11 protein-coding genes are annotated in these 18,773 nt (G+C 40.8%); all 11 read left to right on the forward strand.

Annotation, left to right across the window (positions count from 1 at the left end; translation table 11 throughout):
- The first annotated feature begins 112 nt into the window (after positions 1-112).
- Positions 113-2,980 carry an aminomethyl-transferring glycine dehydrogenase gene (gene gcvP, locus PIECOFPK_RS08745; RefSeq protein WP_409965626.1) on the forward strand — a complete coding sequence of 956 codons (2,868 nt, stop codon included), beginning with the start codon at positions 113-115 and terminating at the stop codon, positions 2,978-2,980.
- A 177-nt stretch (positions 2,981-3,157) separates the two neighbouring features.
- Positions 3,158-3,517 (forward strand): DUF488 domain-containing protein, encoded by a 360-nt coding sequence (locus PIECOFPK_RS08750; RefSeq protein WP_409965627.1) that lies wholly within the window; start codon positions 3,158-3,160, stop codon positions 3,515-3,517.
- A gap of 70 nt (positions 3,518-3,587) precedes the next feature.
- Complete coding sequence (locus PIECOFPK_RS08755; protein ID WP_409965628.1) at positions 3,588-4,643, forward strand: metallophosphoesterase; 1,056 nt, start codon at positions 3,588-3,590, stop codon at positions 4,641-4,643.
- A 233-nt stretch (positions 4,644-4,876) separates the two neighbouring features.
- Complete coding sequence (locus PIECOFPK_RS08760; RefSeq protein ID WP_330975510.1) at positions 4,877-5,749, forward strand: aldose 1-epimerase family protein; 873 nt, start codon at positions 4,877-4,879, stop codon at positions 5,747-5,749.
- A 71-nt stretch (positions 5,750-5,820) separates the two neighbouring features.
- The gene (locus PIECOFPK_RS08765) at positions 5,821-8,142 is read left to right on the forward strand and encodes a TonB-dependent receptor (RefSeq protein WP_409965629.1); all 2,322 of its coding nucleotides are present in this window, start codon (positions 5,821-5,823) and stop codon (positions 8,140-8,142) included.
- A gap of 9 nt (positions 8,143-8,151) precedes the next feature.
- Positions 8,152-8,994: a DUF4249 domain-containing protein gene (locus PIECOFPK_RS08770; protein WP_409965630.1), complete on the forward strand. Its 843-nt coding sequence runs from the start codon at positions 8,152-8,154 to the stop codon at positions 8,992-8,994.
- Between the two features lie 90 nt (positions 8,995-9,084).
- On the forward strand, positions 9,085-10,122 hold the full coding sequence (locus PIECOFPK_RS08775; protein ID WP_409965631.1) for a LacI family DNA-binding transcriptional regulator: 1,038 nt from the start codon (positions 9,085-9,087) through the stop codon (positions 10,120-10,122).
- 352 nt (positions 10,123-10,474) lie between these two features.
- Positions 10,475-13,567, forward strand: coding sequence for a SusC/RagA family TonB-linked outer membrane protein (locus PIECOFPK_RS08780; RefSeq protein WP_330975506.1), 3,093 nt, complete (start codon positions 10,475-10,477; stop codon positions 13,565-13,567).
- 22 nt (positions 13,568-13,589) lie between these two features.
- Entirely contained in the window at positions 13,590-15,440 is a 1,851-nt protein-coding gene (locus tag PIECOFPK_RS08785) for a RagB/SusD family nutrient uptake outer membrane protein (RefSeq protein WP_409965632.1), read from the forward strand.
- Positions 15,441-15,485: 45 nt separating this feature from the next.
- Positions 15,486-16,466 (forward strand): BT_3987 domain-containing protein, encoded by a 981-nt coding sequence (locus tag PIECOFPK_RS08790; RefSeq protein ID WP_330975504.1) that lies wholly within the window; start codon positions 15,486-15,488, stop codon positions 16,464-16,466.
- A gap of 106 nt (positions 16,467-16,572) precedes the next feature.
- The gene (locus PIECOFPK_RS08795; RefSeq protein WP_409965633.1) at positions 16,573-18,720 is read left to right on the forward strand and encodes a hypothetical protein; all 2,148 of its coding nucleotides are present in this window, start codon (positions 16,573-16,575) and stop codon (positions 18,718-18,720) included.
- Positions 18,721-18,773: the final 53 nt, after the last annotated feature.

Here is an 18,773-nt window from a genome sequence, read left to right on the forward strand (position 1 = left end):
TAATAAACAATGCTAAATGCCTGTAATTTGAACAGAGGGATAAATAGTGCATTTCTCGCTTCAAATAAACATTTACCTTTGCGCATCCAAAAAATTTAATCTCAATATTACTATGAATTTTTTCGAGCTCCAATCCAGGGAATTTGCTACAAGACATATCGGGCCGAATGAAAGAGAAACACTTAAGATGCTACAAGAGATCGGCTTTGATAACCTGGAGCAACTAATCAATCAAACCGTACCCGAAGGTATCAGAATGTCCGAGCCCTTGAACATCCCCCGAGCCATGAGTGAGCACGAGTTTTTGAGGCATATTAAAGAGGTATCCTTGAAAAACAAAATCTTTCGTAATTACATCGGTCAGGGGTATTACGGAGCCATTACGCCCTCGGTGATTTTGAGAAATGTTTTTGAAAACCCCGGCTGGTATACTCAGTATACGCCTTATCAGGCAGAGATCTCGCAAGGGCGTTTGGAAAGTTTGCTGAACTTTCAAACAATGGTCAGCGACCTTACCGGACTTCCGCTCGCCAACGCCTCTCTATTAGATGAGGCAACTGCAGCAGCTGAGGCGATGCTGATGTTTTTCAATGCTAAAAACAGGCAAGAACATATCACCAAGCCTAAATTTTTCTTGGATAAGGAAACTTTTCCGCAAACCAAAGATGTTGTTTATACTCGGGCTAAACCTTTTGGTATCGAGGTGGTAGAAGGCGATTATGCCGAAGCCGTTATTGATGCAACCTATTTTGGGGCTTTGGTACAATATCCTAATAATATTGGTAGTATTGAGGATTACCGCAGTTTTATCGGTAAGGTACATGAAGCGGATGCGTACGTGGTAATGGCTACCGATTTACTAGCGCTGACATTGCTGACACCTCCCGGTGAGTTGGGAGCAGATGTGGCGGTGGGTTCTGCACAACGATTTGGTGTACCGCTAGGCTTTGGTGGCCCTCATGCCGCATTTATGTCGGCCAAAGATGATTTTAAGCGGCTTCTGCCAGGACGTATTATCGGCGTAAGTGTGGATGCCGAGGGTAAGCGTGCCCTGCGTATGGCATTGCAAACCCGCGAGCAACATATCAAAAGAGAAAAAGCTACTTCCAATATCTGTACGGCACAAGCACTACTGGCCAATATGGCTGCTATGTACGCCGTATATCATGGTCCTAAAGGGTTGAAACAAATTGCTGAGCGCATAGCGATATTTGCACAAACTGTAGCTTCGGAAATTGAGGCAAGAGGCTATACTTTAGTAGCACAATCTTTCTTCGATACCATCGTGGTGAAGGTAGATGATGCATCAGTGATTAAAAGTCGGGCAGAAGAAAAGAAAATTAATTTCAGATATTTTGACAAGCATTGGGTGGGTATTTCCATTGATGAAACTACTATTATCGAAGACTTGTTCGATATCATCAGCTGCTTTGAGAACGAAAGCGAAACCATCGCTTTTGAGATTGCTGAAGACGATGGACTCTATCGCATCCCCGAAAAACTCACCCGTACTTCGGCCTATCTCACACATCCGGTATTTAATTCTTATCATAGCGAAAGTCAGATGCTTAGATATATTAAGTATCTGGAAAATAAAGATTTATCGCTAAATACTTCCATGATATCTTTAGGTAGTTGTACTATGAAATTGAATGCAGCTACCGAGATGATTCCCCTAAGCTGGAATCACTGGTCCAATATCCATCCATTTGCACCAGTAGAGCAGGCGGGAGGTTATAAAGAGCTGATTGATACGTTGAGTCAGTATCTGTGCGAAATAACGGGTTTTGATGCCTGCAGTCTTCAACCCAATAGCGGCGCTCAGGGAGAATATGCAGGGCTACTTACCATTAAAGCTTATCATGAAGCACAGGGTAATCCGCAAAGAAATGTAATGCTGATTCCGATTTCGGCACATGGAACTAATCCTGCTTCTGCTGTAATGGCTGGGATGAAAGTTGTGGTGGTAAAAGCGCTGGAAAACGGATATATTGATGTGGAGGATTTGAAAGTGAAGGCTAATCAGTATGCCGATCAGTTGGCCGGTATTATGATTACTTATCCCAGTACCTACGGCGTATATGAGGAATCAGTAAAGGAAATTACCCAAATTATACACGATTATGGTGGTCAGGTATATATGGACGGGGCAAATATGAACGCGCAAGTGGGATTGACTGCTCCAGGATTGATTGGTGCAGATGTATGCCACCTCAATCTACATAAAACTTTTGCCATCCCTCATGGCGGCGGTGGACCGGGGGTAGGTCCCATTTGTGTGAAGGCACATTTAGCTCAATATTTACCGGGCCATGTGACTATGTCTGGTCATAGTAACGGTGCTGTATCTGCAGCTCCCTATGGTTCTGCTTCTATTTTATTAATCTCTTATGCTTATATCCGCATGCTCGGGGCTGAGGGATTGAAAAAGGCTACACAATATGCCATTCTGAATGCAAACTATATGCGTGCGAGACTGGCTAAGCATTACGATATTCTCTACACTAATAATAACGGACTTTGTGCTCACGAGTTTATCGTAGATCTGAGGCCGTTTAAAAAGACGGCACAAATAGAAGCCGAAGATGTGGCGAAAAGATTAATGGACTACGGCTTCCATGCACCTACCATGAGTTTTCCAGTGCCGGGTACTATTATGATTGAGCCTACAGAAAGTGAAGACAAGGCAGAGATGGACCGTTTTTGCGATGCGCTTATCAATATTCGTCAGGAAATTCGCGATATTGAGGAAGGTAAGGCCGATGTCAAAGACAATCTGCTTAAAAACGCACCCCACACACAATATGCGGTAACGGCCGATGCGTGGACGCACGCATATAGCAGACAGCAGGCGGCATTTCCATTGCCCTATGTAAAGCTGAATAAATTTTGGCCTTCTGTAGCTCGTGTGAACAATACGCTCGGTGATCGGAACCTGATTTGTACCTGTGAGCCGGTTGAGATGTATGTAGAAGAGTAAACTTAATATCAATCATCGTATACTGTAAAGCCGTCAGCATTGCTGGCGGCTTTTGTTTTATTCCTCATAATTTTTTAATTTGTGATTAAGGTTCAGTAACTTATTTGCCCAATATTGATACAAAATAACTCCGGATTGCTTGTAATATACCGGTTGTCATAAAAAACAGAGAACGTATTGAAACGTATTCTCACCAAAAGAATATATGAGCCTGTACATCGGGACGATGGTGTCAGAGTACTGGTAGACAGACTTTGGCCAAGGGGGATTAGTAAAAATGCCGTATCTATTGATTATTGGGCAAAGGAGCTGGCCCCATCTTCCGAATTGCGGAAGTGGTATGGTCATGATGTTTCAAAATGGGAAGAGTTCCGCAGCAGATATAGAGAAGAGTTGGCAGCAAATCCTGCTTTGAGAGAATTTGTATTGAAATCTCAGGGAGGGGAAGTACTTACCTTATTATTTGCTGCTAAAGATGTGCGCTTTAATAATGCCATAGTATTGCAAGAGTATTTAAAAGAGCTATGGAAATGTTGACCCTTTAATTATGTAACTATAATTCTTAATCTTCGGCTTAAAGGCCATTTAGTTTAAAACACGTTGCATTATGAATAAAAGAATCTTCAGGCTATTCCTTCTAATTCTACTTTTTAGCTGTAAAAGCCCTTCTCTCATTTCGGATTACGGGATTGATAAAAAAGATCAATTTTTTTCTATTGCTGTATTGCCCGATACCCAATACTATACTGCTATGCGATATGGAGGTACTATGAAAATGTTCCAAAATCAGATTAACTGGATTATTAAAAATAAGGATAAAGAAAAAATTGCCTACGTGATTCATTTAGGAGATGTAACGGATAAAAATACTCAGGAAGAGTGGGAGCGGGCAAAAACGGAGTTGTATAAACTCGAAGCACATAATATCCCTTATGGTGTAGCTGTGGGTAATCATGATCAGACGCCTAATGGCAATCCTGCAAAGGGAGATGACCAAACCTATTATAACAAATACTTTGGTAAAGATCATTTTATCGGTAAGCATTGGTATGGGAGTAGCCTAGGCAATAATAACAGCAATGACGATCACTTTGATATTTTCGAGTCGAATGGGTTGAAGTTTCTTGTAATGTACTTCGCTTACAATCAGCCGGGCACCACTCATTATAGCGAAAGTTATGAGCGTATTGTAATGCGTTGGGCCGATAGTGTGCTGAGTGCTAACCGTGATCGTAAAGCTATTTTGGTCTCGCATAGCACTATGGGGAGAGGAAAAAATGAGACCAGTGCCACTACTCCGGGGCAGGGATCCAATGATAACCCCGGACAGTTTACCAAACAAGGCAAGGTGATTTACGATATGGCCAAGCACCATAACAACGTTTTTTTGATGTTGGGTGGACACATAGCCGGAGAGTCTTTTAGAAAAGAAACTTATAATGGTAATGTTATTAAAGCCTATCTTGCCGATTACCAGTCGCGTCAGAATCCTCCCTACAGCGGTACCAAGGATAGAAATGGCGGTAATGGTACCATGCGTCTGATGCGGTTTAATATAACCAAACATACCCTAAGCGTCATAACATTCGTTCCCAAGGATGACGGTTCTGTTGTAATGGAAGTAGATGGGGATAGCCAATTCACCGAAGCCTTGTTTAATTAGCCATATGTGATCATATAACTAACAGTGCTCATCGGATACGTCATGATGAGGTGGCTGTGTTATTTGTATATCTGTTTTTGAATGGTTAGGGGTAATAGCATACACTTCAGCTCAGGCTATTAACCTCTAATAGCTTTTGTTCTATTACAGACAATGCAATTACTTTTGTAAAAGAAGATTGCTTTTAAGAATGAATGGTGATTTAACTTTAAGATAGTATAATAATAAAGCATATGCATACATTAGAGAACGAGTATATAAGAATTGCAGTGGCTGATAAAGGTGCTGAACTGCAAAGTATACAGGACGTAAAAACCGGACAAGAATATATGTGGTCGGGCGATGCTGCCTTCTGGGGAAAACATTCTCCTGTGTTGTTCCCTATTGTGGGATCTTTAAAAGGTGGTACTTATTATTACAAGAATAGAGCCTACCAGCTAGGGCGACATGGTTTTGCGAGAGACTGCGTATTTGAGCTTCATAATGCAACGGATAATAGTTTGAGTTTTCTTTTGCAAAGTGATGAAGAAACATTAAAGAACTATCCTTTTCTTTTTAAATTATGCATTGAGTATACACTTATCGAAGACAAACTGAGGGTTACTTATCGGGTAGTAAATATTGGGGAAGAAGATATGTATTTTTCCATTGGAGCGCATCCGGCATTCAAAGTGCCGCTTTTCGAAGGAGATGCGTATAGCGATTACAAACTTGAGTTCGAAGTGGTAGAAAATACGGGGCGGTGGCCCATTAATTATGATGGTCTATTGGAAAGTAGCGATATCCCTTTTTTCTATAATAATAATGTCATTCAATTGCGAAAGGAGCTTTTTTATAAAGATGCCATCGTCTTCAAGCATCTTCAAAGTAAAAAAGTTAAGCTCGTATCCATTAAGAACAATAAAGGTTTTGAAATTAGCTTTGACGACTTTCCTTATTTAGGAATCTGGGCGGCAAAAAATGCAGATTTTGTATGTATTGAGCCTTGGTGCGGTATCGCCGATAGTGTAAATGCCGATCAACAGATTACGAATAAAGAAGGTATTCATCAATTGGCACCTGGTGCAGTCTTTGTTAGGCACTGGGAATTTTCCTTTATATCTTAAAAGTATTATTAAAAAGTAGGCTCAAGAGTAGTCTTTATGGGGTTTATATGTATCTTCCCGTGCTTTAAGTAATGAAACGAACGATTCTTTTTTTTCTAAGTTTAACTTTATTCCTTTCTGGGTATGGACAGGCATATCATACCTTGAGCGGCACTGTTCGTTCGGCACGGACGGGGGAAACGCTTATTAATGCTAGTGTAAAAGTACTCAACAGTGATGAGGGGGTGAGCAGTAATGAGTACGGATTTTACTCTATCACTCTAAAGGATGGGGAGTATGAAATAGAATATTCTGCCATTGGATACGAAACTGTAATTGAAAAAATTACCCTACAATCCAATATTGTTAGGAATATAGAACTCCCTGATGAAATCAAGAATTTAGAGACGGTAAGTGTTACAGCTAATACCCGGGGACGTACGATTTCTGGGACACAAATGGGAGTGGAGCGTCTCAGCACTAATGAAATTAAGACAATTCCCATGCTGCTGGGTGAGCGAGACATACTCAAGGCTATTCAATTGCTTCCCGGTATTAAGCAGGCGGGAGATGGGAATAGTGGTTTCTATGTGCGAGGGGGTGGCTCTGATCAAAATCTGATTTTGCTGGATGAAGCTCAGGTGTATAATGCTTCTCATTTATTGGGATTTTTTTCAACGTTCAACTCCGATGCTATTAAAGATATCACCGTATACAAAGGTGGTATGCCAGCACAGTATGGCGGTAGACTGTCGTCGGTACTGGATGTAAAAATGAATGAAGGCAATAATCAAGATTTTGAACTTAGCGGTGGTATTGGACTTATTTCTGCTAAATTAAATGCTGAAGGGCCCATTCAGAAAGGGCGTTCCTCTTTTCTTCTTTCAGGACGCCGAACTTATGCCGATTTATTCATTCCGCTCAGCAGTGATACCAGCATAAGGGATAATCGTCTATATTTTTATGATTATAATGCCAAGATCAATTATAAACTGAGTGAAAGGGATAATATTTATTTATCGGGCTATATGGGACGCGATCATTTGAAGTTGGGACAACAGTTCGGCATGGATTGGGGAAATATAACCGGTACGCTCAGGTGGAATCATATTTTTAATAGCAAGTTATTTTCTAATACGTCGCTTATTTTTAGCGATTTTGATTATAATATACGGATTAATAACAGTAGTAACGATTTAAGCATCTTCTCAGAGATACGAGATATTAATCTTAAGCACGAGTTTCAATGGTATACATCGGGGAAGCACACTTTGCGCTTTGGATTGAATTCTATCTATCATACCATAAAGCCGGGCGAAGTAACTTCATCGGGCGAAACCAGCTATAATGACTTTTATCTGCAAAAGAGGTATGCATGGGAGAATGCCATCTTTGCAACCGATACATGGAGAATGCTACCTTGGCTAAATGTGACTTATGGATTGCGTTTGTCTTCATTTGCGGTACTGGGTCCCGGTGATTTTTATGAAATAGATGGTGATGGTAATATTACCGATACGCTCACTTATAAAAAAGGTCAGCTTGTAAAAAATTACATCAATCTGGAACCGAGACTGGCCGTGAGTTTTATATTAAATCCAACAACGTCTATAAAGGCATCTTATGTGCGTAATGTTCAAAACCTGCACCTAATAGCTAATTCTACTACCAGTGCACCTACGGATAAATGGATCGCCAGTACGAATATTGTGAAACCCGAAATTGCAGATCTGGTATCTCTGGGTTGGTATAAAAATTTTGCCGGCAATCGTTATGAGTTTACTACAGAGGTGTACTATAAAAAAATGTATAATCAGATTGATTATCGTGACGGTGCAGAAGTGTTTACCAATGATGCCATTGAGACGCAACTGCTATTTGGTATCGGACGTGCTTATGGTTGGGAACTATTTTTAAAGAAGAAAACTGGTAAAACAACGGGTTGGATAAGTTATACGCTTTCTAAAACGGAGCGTAAAATAAACGGAATAAATGATGGTGCATGGTACAATGCGCGTCAGGATAGAACGCATGACATAGCTCTTGTTGTAAATCATCAACTAAATAGGCGCTGGAATCTTGCCGCCAATTGGATATTTTATACCGGAGATGCTGTGACTTATCCCAGTGGGAAATATATTATCGATAACCAGGTGGTGTTTTATTATACCAAACGCAATGCCGATCGTATGCCCAATTATCATAGATTGGATTTGGGCGCAACTTGGGTGTTGAAAGATAAAAAGAAGTTTAGATCAGAACTTGCATTTAGCTTGTATAATGCTTATGGGAGAGAAAATCCGTATATGATCACTTTTAGGCAGAATGAGGATGATCCTACCAAAACAGAAGCCGTTAAAACTTCGTTGTTTAAATTTGTTCCTTCAATCTCTTACAACTTTAAGCTTAAATAAATGAGGTATTTGAGAAACATATTCAGTGTGGTATCCTGTCTGTTTTTGATTTCCTGTGAGAAGGTGATTACAGTACCCATAAAAGATGCAGCGCCTCAGTATGTCATTAATGGTTATATTACCGATAGCGAAAACTCTTGCCGTGTATTGATTTATACTACTGTTGGGTTCAACGATACGAATTTCGAAACAGGAGTTTCAGGTGCTATTGTAACCGTCGCCGAAAATGATAAATCTCCTGTGCGGTTGGAGGAAGTTGAAAGAGGCCTTTATAGAGCCAATCTTACCGGTAAGTCAGGCAATACCTACTCTCTTAGGGTAGAATTGGATGGCAAAATATATACCGCTGCATCCACCATGCCGCGAAAGGTGAATATCGATACTCTTTATATTACCGAGCGGCCTTTTTTAGGTAAGACCAGAAAGTTTGCTACTGTAGAGTTTACCGATCCGCCCCAAAGTGGTAATGCTTATCGATTTATTCAATATGTAAATGGAGAGCCGGAAGCTACTGTATTTGTGACTAACGATACTTTAATTAACGGTCGTCGTGTGAAGTATGATTTGCTGGTGTTTAATGACGAGTATACTTTGTATAAGTGTGATCAGGTATACGTGGTTATGCAGTCTATCGATTACTCCAATTATCTTTTCTGGAATAGTTTAAACCAAAGTGCTTTGGGGGCACCTCAAACCGCATCTCCTGCCAACCCTTTAAGTAATATTAAGGGTGGTGCTTTGGGACATTTTAGTGCACATACAATATCTTCGTATAATGTAGCGGTATTCCCTGATTCCACCTGTAGTTACCCTGAGTCAAGCTTGAGACCTGAGTTGAAGGTGTGGGAATAATAAATGCCCTTAAACGGATACAATATTATTAAAAAGTAAAAAATACTTTGCCGATATTAGTTTCAAATTACCCATTCAAAACAATACGCAGTGAAGCAACTATCGATTAAAGATATCGCCAAGCTGGCAGGAGTTGTGCCTTCAACAGTATCATTCGTGATCAATGGAAAAGAGAAGGAAATGCGCATTAGCGATGAGCTTGCCGCCAAAATTAGAAAAATTATTGCCGAAACAGGCTATGTTCCCAACCGTTCCGCGGCCAGTTTGCGTACCGGTAAAACGCATGTGATTGGCCTCATTGTAGAAGACATATCCAATGTGTTCTTCTCGCTTCTGGCTAAAGCAGTAGAGGATATTGCTTATAAAGATGGCTACAGAGTTGTATATTGTAGTACGGAGAATGAGGATAAAAAAGGCGTAGAATTAATTAGGGTGTTGCATAAGCAAGTAGATGGGTTTATTGTGACACCGTCTATTGGAATGCGGGATGAAATACTCAAGCTAAAAAAAATCAAAAAACCCGTTGTATTGCTTGACCGTTATTTCCCTGATGCGAATATCCCTTATGTGCTGGTGGATAATAAAAAAGCTATTGCACAGGGAGTAGACTTACTGATTTCACGTGAGTATAAAAATATTGCTTTTGTTGTAACAGCGCTTGATCAAGTACAAATGCAGGAACGTTTAGAGGCATTTCGACAATGTATAAAAAAGCATACGGGTTGTATGCCAAAGTATGTATTAAAGCTTCCTTTTTCCACAATGGAAAACGCTTATGAGAAAGGTATAAAAAGTTTTTTGGAACAACATCCTGAGATTGATGCTATCTTTTTTGCAACAAACTATCTTACTATCGATGGATTGAGAGCCTTGCAGGCGCTGAAATGGAAAATCCCTGATAGGGTAGGTGTGTTGTCTTTTGATGATCATGCGATTTTTAAATTGTATATGCCTTCTATTACCGCCATTAATCAGCCTATTGTAGACATCGCTCGTAAAGGTATTGAGTTGCTGATTGCGCAAATGAATAATCAGGCAGATCGTAATAACAGTAAGGTTTTATTGGAAGCAGAACTAATTTGCAGAGATTCTTTAAGAAAGCCTTCTAAGAAAACAAAATTGTCGTAAGACAATATTATGAGAAACAATCCCCAATGCATTTTCACTTAAGAAAATTTCTGTAAAGGAAAAATTAAAATTTTGTTTTTTGAAAACTTTTATTACTTTTACTAGGCAAAAACGATTTTGCCATTTGAGTATGCTTATTGTCGAAAATGATTGTGTGTCCGTAAGTTAAACCAAGATTGATTGAGCCCAAATTAATCTATCGCTCAAATGACATTTTGAGAAATATTATAAGCTGCTGGCGTGGCATTTTGCTTTTAGTGTGCGAGTAAAGCCGTTGCTTTATAGTACAGGGTGGTGTATTCTGTTCGCTTTCAAATAACCATTTAAGGAGTAAACAATAATAACTTGTCGTATGCACTTTTTAATCAAACAGAAGCTGGCGCTCGCTTTGCTAGTGTCATTATTTGTACCTCTGTTCCTTATTGCTCAGGTATCTGATTCAGAATCGATCGTTGTTTCAGGTACTGTAAGGGATAAGTTAAATGCGGTTATGTCAGGTGTTACCATTCAAAACCTGCGAACCGGTGTCACCAGCCTTACCGATGCTAACGGGTATTATGAAATAGCTGCATCAAAAGGCGATACACTTACTGCCTCGCATGTGGGTTATATTACGCATCGCTGGGTTTTTTCGGAGAGAATTGTAGAAAACATTACGCTCGAAGCTGTGGCGGGAAGTTTGGAAGATGTAGTAGTGGTGGGTTATGGCCAGCAGAAGAAAATTAGTCTGGTAGGTGCTCAGTCTACAGTAAAGGCAGAAGAGCTGAAACATCCTGTAGCAAATCTCAGTACCATGCTGTCTGGTCGTATCGCTGGGTTGGTAGGCGTACAACGTTCGGGTTTGCCGGGTAGTAACTCTGCCGATATCTGGATTAGGGGTATTCAGACATTTGGTGGAAATGCTAGTGGTGCACTGGTGATCATCGATGGTATTCAGGGTCGTGATTTGAACAGTGTGGATCCGGAAGACATCTCGTCCTTTACCATCCTCAAGGATGCGGCGGCTACTGCCGTATATGGATCTTTAGGTGCGAATGGTGTAATTCTTATCAACACTAAGAGAGGTAAATCTGGTAAGGTAAACCTTATGTTTAACTATAACGAAGGTATTACCATGTTTACCAAAGTGCAAAAGATGGCCGATGCTAAGACCTATATGGAGCTTAAGAATGAGGCTATGATTGCGGCAGGATATGCACCTCAATTTTCTCAGGCTTATATCGATAGCACCTTATCCGGAACAGCCAATCCATACGTTTATCCCAATGTGGATTGGTTAGATCTTCTGTTTAAGGATGTAGCTCCTAATCGTCGATTTAACTTTAGCGCATCGGGTGGTACGGAAAACACACGCTTTTATACTTCGCTTGCTTACTATTCAGAAGATGCGTTGTTGAGAACCGATCCTGCAGTAACCTACGATGCCAATACGCGTTTTCAACGATACAATTTTACTTCCAATATCGATATGAATTGGACGAAGACTACTAAGTTCTATCTGGGCATTAGTGGTTATATAACCGATTATAATCAACCAGGAGCCGGAGCTACACAAGCATTTAGTCAGGCAATGAATGCAAGCCCCGTGTTCTATCCGCCTATGTACCCCGGAAACTTAGTAGCGGGTATTGCTTATGGTAGTACTCCTTCTCCTAACCCTTGGGCTGCAGTAACGCAAACCGGATATACCAATAGGTTTACCTCTAAGCTGAACTCTAATGCCAGCATTACACAGGATTTGAGTTTTTGGGTAAAAGGTTTGTCGGTGAATGCCATGTACTCATTCGACTTATATAATGAGTCTTCCCATAGCAGAAGACGATCTAGAACGCTTTATTATCTGAATCAGGCTCAGCCTTATAAGCCGGACGGCAGCCTGAATCTGGAACAAATGCTTACGGGTTCTGATAACTTAGACTTTAGTACGTCTAACTATGCTAACCGCCAGTTTACCTTACAGGCACAGGCGATTTACGATAGACATTTTAATGATCACCATATTTATTCCATGCTGGTGTATAATCAGTTGAGTCAGATTTATCCATTTACCAGCTCTTGGACTGACTTTATTCCTCACCGTCAGCAAAACTATGCCGGGAAAGCTACCTATTCTTTCCGTCAGAAGTATTTTGCCGAATTCAACGTGGGGTATAACGGTTCGGAAGACTATGCACCTTCACGCAGATTTGGTTTCTTCCCTTCTGTGGGTGTGGGTTGGGTATTATCTAAAGAGAAATTCTTCGAACCTTTATCTAATATTTTCCAGTTCTTCAAAATCCGTTATTCGAATGGTATTGCCGGAGCCCCCGGAACCGGATTGCGTTTCGGTTATTTAACGCTGATTACCACAAATGCACGTGGTATTACTTATGGTAAACCTGGTAGCAGTACAAGTGTTTCAGGTATTAATATTTCTCAATATGGAGCAGATGTAAGCTGGGCTACTTCACATACTCAGGATTTAGGTTTGGAATTTAATATTCTGAACAACAAGCTTTCGTTTGTTCTTGATTATTTCAGATCTCATCGTACTGGTGTATTCCTTACCCGCGCTGATTTTCCGGGATATGCAGGCTTGCAATACAATCCTATTGGAAACTATGGTATTGTAGATGCATCAGGTTTCGATGGTACTGTTGAATTGCAACCCATTCAGTTGGGTCTTAAATCGACAATATCCTTTAGAGGAACTTTCTCTTACAATAGAGACCGACTGGTGGAAAACAGACAGGCGCCTTATGCGGACCCTTATCAAGAAAGAAGAGGGCAGAACATTCTGGCACAGTTTGGTTATGTAGCTGAAGGAATTTTCCAAAGTCAGGAAGAAATTGATAATAGCCCCGATCAGTCCTATTTGGGTAATCCCAGAGTGGGGGACTTAAAGTATAAAGATTTGAACGGCGATGGTGTGATCAATGCTTATGACCAGACCAAGATTAGCCGTGGCGATGTTCCCGATCTGGTATATGGTTTTGGATTTAATTTCACCTTAGGACGTTTTTATCTGAGTGCCTTTTTCCAAGGAATTAGTGGTGCCTACCGAACCTTAAGCGGTATTGCACGTGCACCTTTCTCTGGTGATGGAAACGATGGTAACGTATATGCTATCGTAACCGACAGATGGACAGAAGATAATCCAAAGGCTAATCCATTCTATCCTCGTCTGGCTTTTGGTAGCGTGGCTTCTGCCAATAACAATGTGCCTAGTACCTGGTGGGTGCGGGATATTGATTTCATAAGATTAAAAACTGTGGATTTTGGATATAATTTACCTAATGGAACTTTAAAGAGCATCGGTTTGAAAAATGCACGCATCTACTTTTCCGGTGTAAATCTGCTTTACTGGAGCAAGTTTAAGCTGTGGGATCCGGAAATGAATACCGGTGACGGTAATACTTATCCCAACACAAGAAACTTATCATTAGGTATACAGGCTAATTTCTAATACATTGAAAATATTATATAAAATGAGAAACCGAATTTTATTGATAACAGCCGTTCTGAGTTTATTCCTTGCATCATGCAGCAAGTTCCTGGATCAGGTTCCTGATGATGTACTCAAGGAAGAAGACATCTTTAAGTCCTTAGTAAATACAAGGGCTTATCTGGCACAGGTATATACGAACATGCCTGATGAATTTAGTTGTCGGTTTGCCCCCAGCAACTACGCCGGACCTTATACAGGCGCCTCTGATGAGGCCAACTATTGGTCTCTATCTTGGGTTATGTCCAACTCTATGAACCAAAGTACATGGGATAATACGGCAGGGGGTACGTTTTGGATCAACTGGTACAAACCGGTAAGAACCGCTACAGACTTTATCAAGAAAATAGATAACGCCAACCCTGCAGAAGTAAGTGACATGATCAAATTGCACTACAAAGGAGAAGCTAGGGCTATGCGCGCTATCTTCTATTTCTGGATGATGCGCTTATATGGACCTATCATTATTTTGGATAATGAAGTGCCTGTGGATGGCACAGGAGATGAGATCTTCTTTGCGCGCCGTCCGTTTGATGAGTGTGTTGATTATGTAGTAGAGCAATTAGACTCGGCTTATATGGAGATTAAACAGTCTGTGCAAGGTACCGGACAGCGTCATGATAAACCGCTTACTTATAACAACGTGGTAGAATATGGTCGTGTCACATCAGGTGTTTGTAAGGCATATAAATTACAGGTGTTAATGCTGGCTGCAAGCCCGCTATTTAACGGTAACACCCGTTTAGCAAGTTTGAAGAATCACGATGGTACTCAGCTGGTAAGCCAAACTTACGATCCTAATAAATGGGTGCGTGCTGTAAATGCTGCAAGAGAATTTCTAGAGGAGTTCGATGGACCTACCTATACGCTATACCGTGAGTCAGATCCCGATCCTTGGGTTGCAGCTTACAAGTCTTGTAAAAATGTAATTGTTACAGATTGGAACGACGAATGGATTTTTGGACGTCCGATGTCAAGTACAGGAGATTACTGGTATGATATTACACCTAAATTGGTGGGCTATTCCTCATCTGTTGCTAAAGGAGCCGGTTTCTTGTCGGTAAACCAATCTATGGTGGATGCTTATGAAATGAGAAACGGATTGCGTATTACTAATCCGCTTTCAGGATACGTAAGCTCTGGTTTTTCAGATTTTAAGTCTCCTTATGATGTAAGGGAAAGACGTACATTCAATCAATGGGTAAACAGAGAAGCCCGTTTTTACGTAGGGGTTACCTACAACAGAAGCTACTGGCAAAATCAAGCTGGCGATGTCGAAGTGATTCCTGTATTTGAAAAGAGCGGTAACTCCGGAAGAAGTCAGAGTACTTGGGATGTAACTTCTACCGGATATATTGTAAGAAAGCAACTTGCTACTACCGGTTCGGCCAGCAGGGGATGGGTATATTTAAGACTCGCACAGATTTATCTTGACTACGCTGAGGCCTTAAATGAAGTAGAACCCGGTCATCCCGATATTCTAAAATACCTCAACATGATAAGAGAAAGAGCCGGGCTGCCAGGATATGGTAGCGGACCAGGTCAAATTGAAGCTCCTACAACACAATCGGGTATAAGAGAGATTATAAGACACGAGCGTCAGATTGAGTTGGCATTTGAAAACGTACGTTACTTCGATGTACGCAGATGGTTGATTGCCGAGGAAACCATGGGTGCTGATGTATATGGTATGAATACTTTTGCTGATGGAGATGACTTTTATGAAAGAGTGTTGGTGCAAAAGAGAAGATTCTTGCCAAGAGATTACTTATGGCCTATTCCGCACGATGAAATTTTAAAGGATAAATATCTGGTGCAAAATCCTGGTTGGTAATAATCAGATTATTCAACAAAGTCTGAAGCGTAAAAAACAAAGAACATGAAATCAAATAACTATATAGAAAAGGCCAGACTGTTTAATATAAAAGGTTTGACAGCCTTGGCATTAGCCACATCTCTTTTGTCGGCCTGTGTTAAAAATGATGATCTAGTTTCTCCTCAGGAAGGAACCATATATATGCCACAAGCATATCAAGATAAATCCGTTATGACGCTCTATAAAATGGATGATCCGCAGAAAGTTACATTCGGAGCTTATTATGCGGGGTTCAATGGAGCACCAAGCGATATTACAGTAAAGTTCGAAGTGGATCCTGCCTATGTAGATTGGTACAACGAACTTAACTCTCATTTGAGTTACAGATATCATCTGTTTCCCGATAGTACTTATAATCTCACTGGCTTGGAAACCGTTATCAAAGCAGGTAAGAAAACTTCCGAACCACTTGCTATAGAGATTGAAGGCAAGAAACTCCAGTTTGGATACAAGTACATGCTTCCCATAAGAATTGTAAGTGTATCTGATGGAACAACTGATAGTTCACTATCCGTTACTTATTTCAGGCTGGATACTTTGCTGACACGAGTAAAAGACTTTACTTCTGAGGCTACTTTAACAGTAAGTGATGAAAACCGCAACGGGGCCGGTTCGGCAGAGGGGTCTCCTAAGCTGGTTGATGGTAGTGTGGATACTAAGTTCTTGAGTTTTGATTATCACTCTGAATTCTGGATGCAGCTTTCATTCAGCGAACCGAAGTTCATTGATGCCTATGATATGACCTCTGCTAATGATGCTGTAGAACGCGATCCACGCGACTGGCAACTATTGGGATCTAATGATGGCACTAACTGGACGGTGCTGGATACAAGAATAGATGAAGCTTTCCCTGACAGGAAGTTTACGCGTCGCTTCAATATTGAAAACCCCGGTAGTTACAGACATTATCGATTGAAGGTAACTCGTAATATGGGGGCTACATTATTCCAGATGGCCGAATGGCGTTTGTTGCAGTTCTATTAATAGATTCCCGATCATGAATGGAAGGATAAGACTTGCTTTTCTCCTATGGAGCGGCAAGTCTTATTTTTACCATATTTAACGATTGTTCCACTATCAGCAGTAGTAAATGAAAAAACTCATTTTAAATATCCTAGCTCTTATTCTTTGGACAAGCAGTTTTGCTCAAGAAAAAACAGCATTTCAGATAGCTGCTCCCTGGAGCGAAGTTTATGATGTACGCTCCGATATTGCTATTGTCTACGGTGTTAATGATGCGGGTGGCCATTTTGAAGAAAGGGTTAAAGGCTGGCGCGATAAGGGGTACCAGGTTCACTTTATGACCGGTGTAGCCTGGGGACAGTATCAGGATTATTTCTTAGGGCATTATGATGGCAAGAATCATTTGGATGAAGGCCAGGTCAATCGTAACGGTGATACGATATGGCATGGGAAAAATGTTCCGTATATCGTTCCTTCTGCAGGGTTTATTGCCTATTTAAAAACACATCTAAAGCGGGCTATTGATGCCGGGGTGACGGCTATACATCTCGAGGAGCCGGAATTTTGGGCTCGTGCTGGTTACAGTGAAGCTTTTAAAAAGGAATGGAAGAAGCACTATGGATTTGATTGGATGCCTCAGCATGAATCTCCTAATGCAACTTGGCTATCATCCAAACTTAAGTACCAGCTTTACTATAATGCTTTGAAAGAATGCTTTGCATTTGTAAAAGAATATAGTAAAAAGCAGGGTAAAGAGGTTGCTTGTTATGTGCCCACCCATTCCTTATTGAATTACTCTGCTTGGAGTATTGTAAGTCCCGAAGCAAGTTTAGCTTCTATAAAAGATGTGGATGGTTATATCGCCCAGGTATGGACCGGAACTTCAAGAGAACCCGTATATTTTAATGGGGTTAATAGGGAAAGAGTGTTTGAGAATGCTTTTCTGGAGTATGGAAGTATGATATCTATGATTCAGCCCACGGGAAAGAAAATTTTCCTTTTAACAGATCCCATTGAAGATAGATCTCGCACATGGGATGATTATAAGAGAAACTATCAGGCTACTTTTACTGCTAAACTCTTATATCCCTCGGTTGCAGATTATGAAGTAATGCCTTGGCCTGATCGTATTTATCGAGGAAGATTTCCGGTAGAAAATAGCAATGAAAGGCAACCTATCTCACCTGATTATGCAACACAGATGCAGGTAATGGTGAATGCGCTGAACACAATGCCCATTTCGACTAATAAAGTCAGCGGAAGTCAGGGGATAGGAGTGTTGGTATCCAACTCTATGATGTTTCAGCGATTCCCTACCCACGAAGGATACGAAGATCCTCAATTGTCTAATCTTTATGGAATGGCTATGCCGCTTCTCAAAAGAGGAGTGCCGGTTGAGATTGTGCATATGGAAAATCTAACGCATGAAAATGCATTAAAAGACATTCGAGTGTTGATCATGAGCTATTCCAATATGAAGCCTTTGAGCGAAACTTATCATAAAGCTTTAGCAGATTGGGTGAAGCAGGGTGGTATATTGGTGTATTATGGACGAGACAATGATCCTTATCAACGTGTGAACGATTGGTGGAATACTAAAGGGAAGAAGTATAAAGCTCCGTCAGAAGATTTATTTCACAAATTGGGACTCTCCCATGAAAATCATTTTTCAGGACAGTTTATAAAAATTGGAAAGGGCATGGTGTGTGTGAAACGTCAAGATCCCAAGGAATTGGTGATGCTGGCAGGAGGCGATCAGGAATATATCGCTTTAGTAAAAGAAGCCTATGAAAAATATGCGGGCAACGCAGAACTAATACTAAAAAATCATTTTACAGTTCAAAGGGGCGCGTACATTATTGCTGCGGTAATGGATGAGTATGATGAGCAATCATTGAAGATTAAAGGACCTGTAATTGATTTGTTTAATCCTATGCTGCCCGTACTGGATACTAAGGAAGTAGCTCCGGGCGAACAGGCGTTTCTGCTGAATCTAAACATGATTCGCTCCGATGCCCCACAAGTATTGGCTTCAGCATCGCGTATTTATGAGGAAACGACCACGAAAAATAGCTACTCGTTTATAGCTAAAAGCCCGTCAAATACTATTAATGCACTGCGAATAAAACTTCCTCGAAAACCTACATCTGTATCAGCATTGAAAGGTGCTGAGGTTCTTAATTTAATTACGAACGCATGGGATGCCCGTTCCCAAACTTTATTGCTACGTCTTCCTAATTATAGCGAAGGCGTGAAGATTACGCTAGCTTGGTAACAAGCTATAAAGCGTCAGGTTTACTAATTTCTTAACGGTTTCATCAGAAAGGA

The sequence above is a fragment of the Chitinophagaceae bacterium C216 genome, assembly GCA_028485475.2.
In the GTDB taxonomy this organism is placed as follows: domain Bacteria; phylum Bacteroidota; class Bacteroidia; order Chitinophagales; family Chitinophagaceae; genus Niabella; species Niabella composti.

What these genes read in the sequence shown, in the direction of transcription:
- gcvP (WP_409965626.1), top strand. Translation starts at nt 113, where the DNA reads ATGAATTTTTTCGAGCTCCAATCCAGGGAATTTGCTACAAGACATATC.
- PIECOFPK_RS08755 (WP_409965628.1), top strand. Translation starts at nt 3,588, where the DNA reads ATGAATAAAAGAATCTTCAGGCTATTCCTTCTAATTCTACTTTTTAGC.
- PIECOFPK_RS08760 (WP_330975510.1), top strand. Translation starts at nt 4,877, where the DNA reads ATGCATACATTAGAGAACGAGTATATAAGAATTGCAGTGGCTGATAAA.
- PIECOFPK_RS08765 (WP_409965629.1), top strand. Translation starts at nt 5,821, where the DNA reads ATGAAACGAACGATTCTTTTTTTTCTAAGTTTAACTTTATTCCTTTCT.
- PIECOFPK_RS08780 (WP_330975506.1), top strand. Translation starts at nt 10,475, where the DNA reads ATGCACTTTTTAATCAAACAGAAGCTGGCGCTCGCTTTGCTAGTGTCA.
- PIECOFPK_RS08785 (WP_409965632.1), top strand. Translation starts at nt 13,590, where the DNA reads ATGAGAAACCGAATTTTATTGATAACAGCCGTTCTGAGTTTATTCCTT.
- PIECOFPK_RS08790 (WP_330975504.1), top strand. Translation starts at nt 15,486, where the DNA reads ATGAAATCAAATAACTATATAGAAAAGGCCAGACTGTTTAATATAAAA.
- PIECOFPK_RS08795 (WP_409965633.1), top strand. Translation starts at nt 16,573, where the DNA reads ATGAAAAAACTCATTTTAAATATCCTAGCTCTTATTCTTTGGACAAGC.